Raw genomic sequence first — 12,121 nt, 5'->3', positions numbered from 1 at the left:
GCAGCGCCTACCGCTCCTCGAAGCCCACGAGGTCACCACGAGGCTCGTCCCAGGACTCGACGACCAGCGTGACCGATCCGGGAGTGGTTCCCGAGCGCAGCAGGCCGAGCAGCTTCTCGCATTCCTGCCGGGGCCCCTCCGCCACGACGAGGACCCGGCCGTCGCGCTGGTTGGTGGCATGACCATTGAGGCCAAGCTCGAGCGCTCGGGAGCGGGTCCACCAACGGAACCCCACGCCCTGCACCCGGCCATGCACCCATGCTGTCAATCGCACCATGCCGCCATTATGGACGCCGGCCCCGACAGAACAGCAAACCACGCGCCGCCGACAGCCTCCTGGAGCGCTGGTGAACCACCGATGCCGTTTGCGTCCCGATCAGCCGCGCAGGCGGATGCGCGGGATGCGCGGCGGGAAGATCTGCCCCGGCACGAGCGCGAGGCGCGGCAGCCGCACGGGGAGCGCGGGCGGGCGGGAAATGCTCACGGCGGGAATGCTGAGCGAGCCCAGCCGCCCCAGGCTGCGCAATTCCAGCCATGCCGGGCGAGCGGATGCATTCTTCGGCGCCTGGCTCCCGGGCGCTGCGGCCGATCGTGGCTGGGCAGCAGGCCGGGGGGCAGCGGCGGAGCGCACCGGGGTGACCCCGGTGGTCGAGTGCCCCGCACGCGCGCGGGCACCAAAAGTGCCGACGCTCCGGTGCAGCTGGCTCGGGCGATGGCTCGCCGCGCGCGGATTGCCCGGGCGGCGCGATCGGGGCGCTCCTGCTCCTTGGCGCGATGTGGTCATGACTCCCCCTCGATGGCCAGATTGATGGTCGAACCTGCTTTGAGGGTACGGCCCACCGTGCAGCTTCGCTCGATGGCCCGCTCCACCACCGTCAGCAAGCGCTGCTGGGCGGCCTCGTCGAGCTCGCTGAGATCGAGCTCCACCACCTCATCGAGCACGGGATACACCTCGTTCTCCCGATCGGGGCTACCCGTCACCCGGATGCGGGCATCGTAGGTCTCGCCGAGCCGTCGCGACAGCGGCAGGTCCGACGACAATCCCGAGCAGGCGGCAAGCGCGATCTTCAGCAGCTCCCCGGGAGTGAACACGCCCTCGACGTCCACCGAGCCGATCTGCACCTCCGCGCCGCGCGAGCTGCGCCCCACATAGCGGCGCACGCCCGTGCGATCCACCCATAGCCTGGTGTCCTCGGGGTTCGGGTTGCGGATCTCGGTCTCATGGCGTTGGTCAGTCATGCCGGTAATAATCGCACCCGTCGCGCGGATATTCCGAACGCGCGGTGGCGGACCCCGACCGCAAACGCGATAGAAGCCGCGGAAAAGCTAGGTCGGCTTCTATCGCGTTTGGCGGTTTCCGGTGCGTTTGCCGCAAGTGAGGACAGTCGGCGGCCGCCGCAAGTGAGGACAGTCGGCGGCCGCCGCAAGGATCAGCGCGTGGGGGCGGGCTGCCGGATGGGCGTGAGATCGTACTTCTCGAGGTCGAACTCGCTGAGCAGCTTGCGCATCAGTGTCGTGGAGTAGGGCCAGGCGGCGAAGTTCTTGCCGTTCGCGTCGAGGTAGTAGGAGGCGCAGCCGCCGTGGTTGAACACGGTGCGCTCGAGTGCTTGCTGGATGTCGTCGTTGAACTCGCGCAGCGCCTCGGGCTTGAGCTCGAAGACCTCGAAGCCGTACTCGTCGGCCTTCTTGATGGCGTCGACGACGTAGCGCATCTGATCCTCGGCGATCCCGAGGAAGGAGTTGTAGACGAGCAGGTTCGGCCCGAGGAGGACGAACCCGTTGGGCACGTTGGTGGTGGTGGTGCCGAGGTATGCCTCGGGGCTCACCGACCATGCCTCGGAGAGGAAGTGCCCGTCGGCGCCACGGATGCGTCGCGAGATGGGCGGGTGGCTGACGTCGAAGCCGGTGCCGAAGATGATGACGTCGACCTCGCGGGTGGTGCCATCGGTGGCGGTGATGGTGCGGGGGCCGAGGCTAGAAAGCGCGTGCGGGATGAGCTCGACGTTGGGCTTGGTGAGCGCCGGATAGAAGTCGTTCGAGATCAGGAGGCGCTTGCAGCCGAGGCTGAAGGTCGGGGTGAGCGCCTTGCGCAGCTCGGGGTCCTTGACCTGGGCGCGGAGGAAGCTCTTGCCGATGATGTTGAGCTTGCGCGCGGCCTTGTCGTGGCGCATAGCAAGGGTGAGCAGGCGCAGGACACCGTCGAGGCCGTGGCGCAGGCCCTGCTGGGTGGCGGGTGCCTTGCGGAACAGGGTCTTGACGGCGCCGGGCATGGGCGCGTCGAGGCGCGGGATGACCCACGAGGCGGTGCGCTGCAGGACATGCATCTGCGCGACCTTCGGCTGGATCTCAGGTATGAACTGCACAGCCGAGGCACCCGTGCCAATGACCGCGACACGCTTGCCCGTCAGGTCGAGATCGTGGTTCCAGCGGGCCGAGTGGAAGATCTCCCCCTCGAAGGAGTCGATGCCCGGCACGTCGGGCAGCTTGGGCTCGGTGATGGGGCCGCCGGCGAAGATCGCGAACTGGGACCGGAAGCTGCCATTGGTGGTGTCGATAAGCCAGCGGCGCTCATCGTTGTCCCAGCGCGCTTCTGTGACCTCGGTGCGGAAGCGGATCTTGCGGTAGGTGTCGAACTTGTCCGCCGTCTCCTCGATGTAGTCGAGGATGTCGGGCTGCAGCGCGAAGGCCGAGCGCCAGTCCGGGTTGGGGTTGAACGAGAACGAGTACACGTTGGAGGGGATGTCGCACCCGCATCCCGGGTAGGTGTTGTCGCGCCAGGTGCCGCCGACGCGGTCTGCCTTCTCGAGGACGATGGCGTCATCGATGCCCGCTCGCTCGAGGGTGATGGCGGCGGCGATGCCGGCCAGACCAGCCCCGACGATGATGACGCGGTGTTCCTCGCGGTCAGCCATGGTTGATTCTCCCTATCGTCGCGGTGGGGCCCGGCGTCACATCCACATTACTTAGACACAGCGTCTCACACTACAGTCGGGGGCGATCACTCCGCTGAATGCGGGATCGCCAGAAGCACTTGGCTAGCCTGAATCCATGGTCAGCACGCGTCCGCGCCTGCAAGGCGACGAGCGGTTTCTTGGCCTTGCGGCTTCCGTTCGCGACTTCTGGGCCTTCGCCTTGTCCGACCTGCGCGGAAACACTACCCGTGGCTATCTGGCCGAGTTCCTCGTGGCGCAGGCAATGGGGTCGCAACAGACGAGGGTCGAGTGGGACGCCTACGACGTGCGCGCTCCCGACGGCACCACTATCGAAGTGAAGAGCAGTGGATACTCCCAATCCTGGCCAACGAACACGCAGCCTGTAATCACCTTCAGTGGTCTGCCCGGCGCACGCACGAAGGTCTCGTGGGATGCCTCGGCAAACTCATACAGGACTGCCTTCATCGCCGATGTATACGTCTTCGCTGTGCACACCACCCTTCCCAGCGAGCCCTACGACCCGCTCGACATCGACGCGTGGAGGTTCTATGTCCTACCCGGCGCAGCGATAGCTAGCACAGGGCAGAGTTCCATGCGCCTCTCGACGGTCGAGAAGCTCGGAGCAAGACCCGTCGGATGGAATGAACTAGCCGACGAGGTTCGGCGCGCCCTAACCCGTCAAGCAGAAGCACCGTAGGGATCAAGGACGCCGAACCCCGCCAGGCACGGCACGCACACGCGGCCGAGGCTGGCACACCGGGCACGAGAACGACGAGCGATTCATGAACGATTCCCGCCGCATCACCGCCCCGCACCGGCGGCACGGCTCCCCCGCCCGGCCATAGGCGTCCAGCGAGCGGCTGAAGTAGCCGGACTGGCCGTTGACATTCACATACAGCGAATCGAAGGACGTCCCGCCCTGGGCGAGCGCCTCGACCATCACGTCGCGGGCGGCGCCGAGCACGGCTCGCAGCCGCGGCCTCGTCAGCTTGGCCGCGGTCCGTTCGCCGTGCACCCCCGCCCGCCACAACGCCTCATCGGCATAGATGTTGCCGATGCCGGATACCACTGCCTGGTCGAGCAGCACCCGCTTGATCGCCGACGTGCGCGAGCGCATCACCTCGACCGTGCGCTCGCGGTCCCACAGCGGGTCAAGCGGATCGCGCGCGATGTGCCGCACGGGCTCGGGAACCGTGCCACCCGAGCCGTCGTCGACGAGGTCCGCGAGCATCCAGCCACCGAACGTGCGCTGGTCCACGAAGCGCAGCTCCACGCCGGTATCGAGCACAGCGATGATGCGCGCGTGCTTCTCCCGGCCCGCCCCAGGCTGCTGCACGAGCATCTGCCCGCTCATGCCGAGATGCACCACGATGCACTCGCCGGGATCCCCAGCCTCGGGTGCGCCTGGCCCAGAACGGCTGGGCGCCGGATGGTTTCCCTCAGCAACATCGAGCCACAGGTACTTGCCGCGCCGCCGAGCACCGCGGATCATCCGTCCCCGCAGCCTGCCCGCGAGATCCCCGGCCCCGGGCACATGCCGGCGCACTGCCCGATCATGCAGGACGTCGATGCCAACAATCCGGCTCGGCACCACGTGCCGCTCGAGGCCACGCCGCACCACCTCGACCTCGGGCAGCTCAGGCATGACGAGGAGCCCTGGCGCCGAAGCGGTGGCCGCTCACGCCTCCTCCGACAGGGCGCGCCACGCCGCTCCCGCGGCCATCTGCTCGGCTTCCTTCTTGGTACGACCCACGCCAGTGCCTAGATCACGGCCTGCGATGACGGCGGACGCGGTGAATTCCTTGTCATGGTCGGGGCCACTGGCCGTCACCTCATAGGACGGCACGCCCAGGCCACGCTCCGCGGTGAGCTCTTGCAGGCTTGTCTTCCAATCGAGCCCGGCCCCGAGCCGCGGTCCGCGCTCCAGCAAGTCCTCGAACAGGCGCATCACGACCTCGCGGGCCACGTCCAGCCCGTGATCGAGGTAGATCGCCCCAAGGATGGACTCCATGCCATCGGCGAGGATGCTGGCCTTGTCCCGCCCGCCGGTGAGCTCCTCGCCCTTGCCGAGACTGATGTGCGCGCCCAGCCCGCCTGGACCCAGATCACGGGCCACCTCCGCGAGCGCGTTCATGTTGACCACGCTCGACCGGATCTTCGCGAGCTCTCCCTCGGGCTTCTCGGGATGCTCGGTGTACAAGTGCTCGGTGATCGTCAGCCCGAGCACGGAATCACCGAGGAACTCCAGTCGCTCATTCGTGGGCAGGCCACCGTGCTCGTAGGCATAGGAGCGGTGGGTCAGGGCCAGGGTGAGCATCTCGTCGGAGATCCGCACGCCCAGTGCATCGAGAAGCTGTCCACGATCTGGGGGGGTGCTCTCGGACATCGATTCCTTCACCTGTGTATGACGCTGAGCAGCCCGCTTGCGCGAGGGCAGCTCGCTCCGGTCTTGGTCGCGAGCGGGCCGCGCATCAGGATCGAGGCGAATCCATCCCGTCACGCTTGTCCAGCAACGCCGCCCACCGGGGATCTATTGTGTCATGCCCATGGCCGGGCTCGGCCGAGGAAAGCGGAACACCGCACTCGGTGCACAATCCGGGGCAGTCCTCGCTGCACACCGGCTGCAGGGGCAGTTCGTCGCCCAGGCCGTTGACCACCACCGGGGCTAGATCGATCAGGTCCTCGACGAGCAACTGGACCTCGTCATCCTCGGTGGTCTGCGAGGTGGTGCTGTTCGGATAGGCAAACAGCTCGACGAGAGGAACCTCGACGTGCTGCTCGGTCTGCTCCAGGCACCGCACGCAATCCCCCACCGCGACCGCGGAGACCGAGCCGGTCACCAGGACGCCCTCGCTGACCGACTCGAGGCGCACATCGATGGTGACATCACTGCCCTCGGGGATCGCGATCATATCCAGGCCGAGGCGCTCGGGTGCCGCCACGACCCGATGCACCTCGCGCATCGAGCCAGGCTTGCGCCCGAGAGACCGCGCGTCCAGCACAAACGGCGCATTCGCATCAGGCCGCGCCGGACCATGCTGGGAAGACTTCACAAGCTCACGCTCCGATTCTGGTTTGCTTCAGGAAGCCACCAGTCTACCGGCGCCGACCACCTGCGCGATCCTCCACGAGCGGAGCCCCTCCAGCGGGCGCTACCGGCGCCGCATCGCGCAGCCGCTGGCGACCACGATGCACCGACCGGATGGTGCCATTGAGGAACTCCTCGAACTCCCCCAGCTTCGAATCGACATAGAGGTCGCACTCGCCTCGCAGCCGCTCGGACTCCGCGTGCGCGTTATCGACCACACGGTTCGCCTCGGCCTGCGCCGCCCGCACCACCTCGGAATCCGACACCAGGCGCTGCTGCTCGGCGACACCCTCGCTGACGGCGCGCTCATAGGCGGTGTTGCCCGACTCGATGAGCCGGTTCGCCTCGCTGCGCGCGCGGGCCGTCATGGCCTCGAACTCGCGCTGGCCCCCAGCGATCGCCCGGTCGGCCTCGCCCTGCGCCTCGGCGACGAGCTGCTCGGCATGCGCCTTCGCCTCCGCGACCATGCGATCGGCCTGCGCCTTCGCATCGCGAAGCATGCGGTCCGCATCCTCGCGCGCGTTCGCGACAGTGGACTCCGCCTCGGAGTTCGCCGAGGACACGGTCTGCTCAGCTGTCTCCCGGGCGTCGTTGATCAGCTTGTCGCGATGATCCAGGACATCCTGGGCATCATTGAGCTCAGGCTCGTACATCGCATGAATCTCGTCGAGCAGCTCGAGGATGTCGCCGCGTGGCACGATGCACCCCGCGGTCATGGGCACGCTGCGTGCCTCCTCGACGATCGCCACGAGCTCGTCCAGAGCACCGAAAACCCGATACACCGCTACCCCACATCTTCGACTGTGCCCTCGCGGCACGTGTGCGTGACAATCGCTAGTCTGCCCGCTCCGCGCGGAATCCGCATCATCGCGGGGCAGGCGTGTCAGTGTTGCAGCCTAGCGCCCTGCCGCGCCAGGGCCCGGACCGCTGGCTCATCCCTGCTGGCGCTGGCTCATCCCTGCTGGCGCTGGGCAATCCTGGCGAGCAATGCCTCATGAACGGCAGAGGGCAAGTGCTGCGCCACCTCGCCACCCAAGGTGGCCACTTCCTTGACCAACGAGCTCGACACGAAGCTATACACGGGATTCGTGGCGGTGAAGAAGGTATCCACCCCCGTGAGCTCCTTGTTCATCTGGGCCATCTGCAGCTCGTACTCGAAATCGCTCACCGCGCGCAGCCCCTTGACGATGGCATCGAGCTTCTCCTGGCGCGCGTAGTCCACGAGGAGCCCCTGCCAGGAATCCACGGTCACGTTGGGAAGATGACTGGTGACAGTACGGATCAGCTCGAGCCGCTCGTCGACGCTGAACATCCCCTTCTTGCTCGGGTTGACGAGCACGGCCACGACGACGCGATCAAAGTTCTTGGCCGCGCGCTCGATCACATCGAGATGGCCATTGGTGATGGGGTCGAAGGACCCGGGGCAAACAGCTCCGCTCATGGCGTTGACGGTAGCAGTTGGCGGGCTCCCCGGTACTAGTGCGCGGCGGCGGGATTCGCGCGATGCGCGGCGGTGGGATTCGCGCGATGCGCGGCGGTGGGGGCTAGCTTGGGCATCCCGCGGCTGGTGGAGACTTTTTCCGCTTCGGCGGGGAAAAGTTTCCACTGCCAGCCGCCAGCCAACCTGCCACCCCGGCCGCACATCGTGACCGGCCAGGGGCTATCCCTTCGAGCATTGTTCCTGCCGACGGAGCGGGAATCCGTGCTCTACGCGTGGCCGCCTGCCCCATAGCTGCTACCCATGGTTGCCATCGGCCACCTTTGCGTGGACCTGCCACGGATATATCGGTGGCAGCTGCGGGCCGTGGGTGGCAGCTGCGGGCCAAGGGTGGCAGCGGCAGGCCCAGGGTGGCAGCTAGGGAGCACGAGTTGACCTCACGACACACCCGCGCGCGGCCGCAAGCCCCGCCGGCAGCTAGAGCTCGGCCTAGCCGGACCACACCGGCGCGGCCACAGCCTCTCGCCTGCGAAATCCTTCGCACGGCGCGGTCAGTGGAATCTTTTCCCGCCTGGAGAGGGAAAAGTTTCCACCAGCGGCCGCCAGCCGACCGCCGACCCGCCAGCCAGCCAACCGCGCACCAGCCACCAACCCACCAACCCGCCAGCCAGCCGGCCGCGACTCAGCCCACGTGCTCGGCGATGCTGATGCGCGTCTCGCCGTAGTCGCGGGCGCGCAGGGGCTCGAGCGGCTCCGGCCAGGCGGGCTCGGGCGACCGAGCGGACCGCTCGATGACGACCACCGCGCCGGGCACGAGCCAGTGCTGGTCGAGGAGCCGCTGCAGCAGCTCGTGGATGCTGGGTTCCTCGACGTCGTAGGGCGGGTCGGCGAGGACGAGGTCATACGGCGCGACGGGGGCGCGGTGGAGGGTGGCGAGGACATCGCCGCGCACGACGTCCGCGCGGGCGCTGAAGCCGGTCGCGGCGAGGTTGCTGCTGATGATGCGGGCGGCCCGGGCATCCTTCTCGACGAGGGTGGCGTGCGCCGCGCCGCGGGAGAGCGCTTCGATGCCAAGCGCGCCCGACCCCGCGTAGAGGTCGAGCACGCGCATGCCGCCGAGGTCGAGGCGCGCGTCGAGGGAGCTGAACAGGGCCTCCCGCACGCGGTCGGAGGTGGGTCGGGTGCCGCGGGGCGGCACGGCGATGCGTGTGCCGCCCACGCTCCCGGCGATGATGCGGGTCATTCCGATTCGGTGGATTCGATGACCGCGATGAGGTCACCGCCCTCGACCTGCTGCACCGAACTGATGGCGAAGCGAGCGACGGTGCCTGCCTTGTGCGCGGTGATGGAGGCCTCCATCTTCATCGCTTCGATGGTGGCAATGGTCTCGCCTGCCTTGATGGAATCCCCGGCGCCGACGGACACAGTGACGACACCGGCGAACGGCGCGGCTAGATGGTCGGGGTTGTCCTTGTCGGCCTTCTCGGAGGTGGGCGCCTCGCTGGCGACGGAGCGGTCGCGCACCTTGACTGGCCGCAGCTGCCCATTGATGGTGCACATGACGGTGCGCATGCCGCGCTCGTCGGGCTCGGCGATGGCCTCGAGGCCGAAGATGAGGGTCACGCCAGGCTCGAGGTTGACCTGGTGCTCCTCGCCCGGCTGGAGCCCGTAGAAGAACTCGAGGCTGTGGATGACGGAGGTGTCGCCGTACTGCTCGCGGTGGTCCTCGTACTCGTGGGTGGGCACGGGGAACAGCAGCCGGTTGAGGGTGGCGCGGCGCGCATCGTGGTCGTCGCCGGAGAGGATGGCGGTGTCCTCGGCGGAGAGCTCCGGGACGGGCTTGGCGGCCGCCCTGCCCTCGAGCGCCTTGGTGCGGAATGGCTCGGGCCAACCTCCGGCGGGGTCACCGAGCTCCCCGCGCAGGAACCCGATCACGGAGTCGGGGATGTCGTAGGAGCCGGGGTCGGTGGCGAATTCCTCGAAGTCGACGTCGGCGCCCACGAGGTGCAGGGCGAGGTCGCCGACGACCTTGGAGGAGGGCGTGACCTTGACGAGGCGGCCGAGGAGCCGGTCGGCCGAGGCGTACGCGGACTCGATCTTCTCGAAGCGGTCGCCGAGACCCAGCGCGATCGCTTGCTGCCGCAGGTTGGATAGCTGGCCGCCGGGGATCTCGTGCTCGTAGACGCGGCCGGTCGGCGCGGGCAGCCCCGACTCGAATGGCGCGTACACCTTGCGGACGGCTTCCCAGTACGGCTCGAGGGCGCAGACGGCGCCGAGGTCGAGGCCGGTGTCGCGCCCGGTGTGGGCGGCGGCGGCGACGATGGCCGACAGCGCTGGCTGGCTGGTGGTGCCCGCGAGCGAGGCTGCTGCACCGTCGACGGCGTCGGCGCCGGCTTGCCACGCGGCGAGGTAGGTGGCCAGCTGCCCGCCCGGGGTGTCGTGGGTGTGCACGTGCACGGGCAGGTCGAAGCGGGACCGAAGCGCGGTGACGAGGGTCGCGGCGGCGGGGGCGCGGAGCAGGCCGGCCATGTCCTTGATCGCGAGGATGTGCGCTCCGGCCTCGACGGCTTGCTCGGCGAGGCGCAGGTAGTAGTCGAGGGTGTAGATGTCCTCGCTCGGGTTGGCGAGGTCGCCGGTGTAGCTGAGCGCCACCTCGGCGAGCGCGGTGCCGGTCTCGCGGACCGCGTCGATGGCGGGGCGCATCTGGTCGACGTTGTTCAGGGCGTCGAAGATGCGGAAGATGTCGATGCCGGTCCGGGTGGCCTCGTCGACGAATGCGCGGGCAACGGATTCAGGATAAGGGGTGTAGCCGACGGTGTTGCGGCCGCGCAGCAGCATCTGCAGGCAGATGTTCGGCACTGCCTCGCGAAGCCGGGCGAGGCGCTCCCAGGGGTCCTCGTAGAGGAACCGCAGCGCGACGTCGTAGGTGGCACCGCCCCATGCCTCGAGGGACAGCAGCTCTGGTGTGGTGCGGGCTACGTGCCCGGCGACGCCGAGCAGGTCGCGGGTCCGGATGCGGGTGGCGAGCAGCGACTGGTGGGCGTCGCGGAAAGTGGTGTCGGTGACGGCGAGCGCGTCCTGCTGGCGCAGCGAGCGGGCGAATCCCTCGGGACCGAGCGCGAGGAGCCGCTGCCGGGAGCCGTCGGGGATGGGTGCTTCCTTGTCGAGCGCTGCGAGCTTGCTGCGTGGGTCGATATCGACGGGCCGCTCGCCATGCGGCTTGTTGACGGTGACATCGGCGAGGTAGCGCAGCATGCGGGTGCCCCGGTCGGCCGGGGCGTGCTGGGTGAGCAGGTGGGGGCGCTCGTCGATGAACGAGGTGGTGACGTTGCCGGCGCGGAAGTCGGGGTCGTCGAGGACGCCCTGGAGGAACGGGATGTTGGTGGAGACGCCGCGGATGCGGAACTCCGCGAGAGCGCGGCGGGCCCGGCTGACGGCGGTGCCGAAGTCGCGGCCGCGGCAGGTGAGCTTGACGAGCATCGAGTCGAAGTAGGCGCCCACCTCGGCGCCGAGCGCGGTGCCGCCGTCGAGGCGCACGCCAGCGCCGCCGGGAGTGCGGTAGGCGGTGATGCGGCCGGTGTCCGGGCGGAACCCATTGGCGGGGTCCTCAGTAGTGATGCGGCACTGCAGGGCCGCGCCACGCAGGGTGATGTTCTCCTGCGCGAGATCGAGGTCAGCGAGCGAGGCTCCGCTGGCGATGCGCATCTGTGATTGCACGAGGTCGACGTCGGTGACTTCCTCGGTGACGGTGTGCTCGACCTGGATGCGGGGGTTCATCTCGATGAATACGTGCTGGCCGCGCTCGTCGAGGAGGAACTCGACGGTGCCCGCGCAGGAATAGCCGATGCGCTTGGCGAACGCCACGGCGTCGGCGCAGATTCGGTCCCGTGTCTCGACGGGCAGGTTGGGAGCGGGGGCGAGCTCGACGACCTTCTGGTGGCGGCGCTGCACGGAGCAGTCGCGCTCGAAGAGGTGGATCACGTTGCCGTGCTTGTCGGCGAGGATCTGCACCTCGATGTGGCGGGGGTTGACGACGGCCTGCTCGAGGAAGACGGTGGCATCGCCGAAGGCGGACTCGGCCTCGCGCTGCGCCTGCTCGATGGCCTCGCGCAACTGGGCAGGCGCATCGACGCGACGCATGCCGCGCCCGCCACCACCAGCGACGGCCTTGACGAAGACCGGGAACGTCATCTGCTCGGATGCGGCGACGAGGGCATCGACGTCATCGGTGGGCTCGGACGAGTCGAGGACGGGCAGGCCGGCCTCGCGGGCCGCGGCGATGGCGCGGGCCTTGTTCCCGGCGAGCTCGAGGACCTCGACGGACGGGCCGACGAAGGTGATCCCGGCCGCGTCGCAGGCCGCGGCGAGGTCGGGGTTCTCGGAGAGGAACCCGTAGCCCGGGTAGATGGCATCGGCGCCGGCGTTGGTGGCAGCGGTGATGATCTCGTCAACGGAGAGATAGGCACGAACCGGGTGGCCGTGCTCGCCGATCTCATAGCTCTCGTCGGCCTTGAGGCGGTGGAGCGAGTTGCGGTCCTCGTAGGGGAAGACGGCAACGGTGGAGGCACCGAGCTCGTAGGCGGCGCGGAAGGCTCGGACGGCGATCTCGCCACGGTTGGCGACGAGCACTTTGGTGAACATGGTGGCTGTGGCTCCTTGACC

Annotated in this window: 11 protein-coding genes; 1 reads left to right on the top strand and 10 read right to left on the bottom strand. The window is 68.5% G+C overall.

Going from position 1 to position 12,121, the window contains the following annotated elements; genetic code table 11:
• Positions 1–7 precede the first annotated feature (7 nt).
• From HT102_RS14050 to HT102_RS14040, 3 genes are all read right to left on the bottom strand, one after another.
• Positions 8–277 (bottom strand): acylphosphatase, encoded by a 270-nt coding sequence (locus tag HT102_RS14050; protein WP_192040068.1) that lies wholly within the window; start codon positions 275–277, stop codon positions 8–10.
• A gap of 503 nt (positions 278–780) precedes the next feature.
• A complete protein-coding gene (locus HT102_RS14045) occupies positions 781–1,239 on the bottom strand; it encodes an OsmC family protein (RefSeq protein WP_149359121.1) in 459 nt (152 codons plus the stop codon).
• Between the two features lie 191 nt (positions 1,240–1,430).
• Positions 1,431–2,912: a flavin-containing monooxygenase gene (locus tag HT102_RS14040; RefSeq protein ID WP_192040067.1), complete on the bottom strand. Its 1,482-nt coding sequence runs from the start codon at positions 2,910–2,912 to the stop codon at positions 1,431–1,433.
• Between the two features lie 136 nt (positions 2,913–3,048).
• On the opposite strand from HT102_RS14040, the gene HT102_RS14035 reads away from it, so the two are divergent.
• Entirely contained in the window at positions 3,049–3,630 is a 582-nt protein-coding gene (locus HT102_RS14035; RefSeq protein WP_192040066.1) for a hypothetical protein, read from the top strand.
• A 3-nt stretch (positions 3,631–3,633) separates the two neighbouring features.
• Here the strand turns inward: HT102_RS14035 and mutM are convergent, their stop codons facing one another.
• From mutM to HT102_RS14000, 7 genes are all read right to left on the bottom strand, one after another.
• Complete coding sequence (mutM, locus tag HT102_RS14030; protein ID WP_192040065.1) at positions 3,634–4,578, bottom strand: bifunctional DNA-formamidopyrimidine glycosylase/DNA-(apurinic or apyrimidinic site) lyase; 945 nt, start codon at positions 4,576–4,578, stop codon at positions 3,634–3,636.
• Between the two features lie 33 nt (positions 4,579–4,611).
• Positions 4,612–5,319, bottom strand: a complete 708-nt coding sequence (gene rnc / locus HT102_RS14025; protein ID WP_192040064.1) for a ribonuclease III — start codon at positions 5,317–5,319, stop codon at positions 4,612–4,614.
• 85 nt (positions 5,320–5,404) lie between these two features.
• Positions 5,405–5,986, bottom strand: coding sequence for a YceD family protein (locus HT102_RS14020; protein ID WP_408611369.1), 582 nt, complete (start codon positions 5,984–5,986; stop codon positions 5,405–5,407).
• Positions 5,987–6,029: 43 nt separating this feature from the next.
• Entirely contained in the window at positions 6,030–6,803 is a 774-nt protein-coding gene (locus tag HT102_RS14015; protein WP_333473458.1) for a DivIVA domain-containing protein, read from the bottom strand.
• Positions 6,804–6,973: 170 nt separating this feature from the next.
• The gene (gene coaD / locus HT102_RS14010; RefSeq protein WP_192040062.1) at positions 6,974–7,462 is read right to left on the bottom strand and encodes a pantetheine-phosphate adenylyltransferase; all 489 of its coding nucleotides are present in this window, start codon (positions 7,460–7,462) and stop codon (positions 6,974–6,976) included.
• A 679-nt stretch (positions 7,463–8,141) separates the two neighbouring features.
• A complete protein-coding gene (rsmD, locus tag HT102_RS14005; RefSeq protein WP_192040061.1) occupies positions 8,142–8,702 on the bottom strand; it encodes a 16S rRNA (guanine(966)-N(2))-methyltransferase RsmD in 561 nt (186 codons plus the stop codon).
• Complete coding sequence (locus HT102_RS14000) at positions 8,699–12,100, bottom strand: pyruvate carboxylase (protein ID WP_192040060.1); 3,402 nt, start codon at positions 12,098–12,100, stop codon at positions 8,699–8,701. Before HT102_RS14000 ends, rsmD begins: the two co-directional genes overlap by 4 nt.
• Between the last annotated feature and the right edge of the window lie 21 nt (positions 12,101–12,121).

Origin of the sequence: Lolliginicoccus lacisalsi, assembly GCF_014841105.1 — a bacterium.
GTDB classification, from domain to species: Bacteria; Actinomycetota; Actinomycetes; order Mycobacteriales; family Mycobacteriaceae; genus Lolliginicoccus; species Lolliginicoccus lacisalsi.
Note: the sequence above shows the minus strand (reverse complement) of the source record. Positions and strands in the feature narration are given on the sequence as shown.

Bases quoted from the DNA above. Each gene is read 5' to 3' on its own strand.
- rnc (WP_192040064.1), bottom strand. From the start codon at position 5,319: ATGTCCGAGAGCACCCCCCCAGATCGTGGACAGCTTCTCGATGCACTG.
- coaD (WP_192040062.1), bottom strand. From the start codon at position 7,462: ATGAGCGGAGCTGTTTGCCCCGGGTCCTTCGACCCCATCACCAATGGC.
- HT102_RS14050 (WP_192040068.1), bottom strand. From the start codon at position 277: ATGGTGCGATTGACAGCATGGGTGCATGGCCGGGTGCAGGGCGTGGGG.
- rsmD (WP_192040061.1), bottom strand. From the start codon at position 8,702: ATGACCCGCATCATCGCCGGGAGCGTGGGCGGCACACGCATCGCCGTG.
- HT102_RS14035 (WP_192040066.1), top strand. From the start codon at position 3,049: ATGGTCAGCACGCGTCCGCGCCTGCAAGGCGACGAGCGGTTTCTTGGC.
- mutM (WP_192040065.1), bottom strand. From the start codon at position 4,578: ATGCCTGAGCTGCCCGAGGTCGAGGTGGTGCGGCGTGGCCTCGAGCGG.
- HT102_RS14040 (WP_192040067.1), bottom strand. From the start codon at position 2,912: ATGGCTGACCGCGAGGAACACCGCGTCATCATCGTCGGGGCTGGTCTG.
- HT102_RS14045 (WP_149359121.1), bottom strand. From the start codon at position 1,239: ATGACTGACCAACGCCATGAGACCGAGATCCGCAACCCGAACCCCGAG.
- HT102_RS14000 (WP_192040060.1), bottom strand. From the start codon at position 12,100: ATGTTCACCAAAGTGCTCGTCGCCAACCGTGGCGAGATCGCCGTCCGA.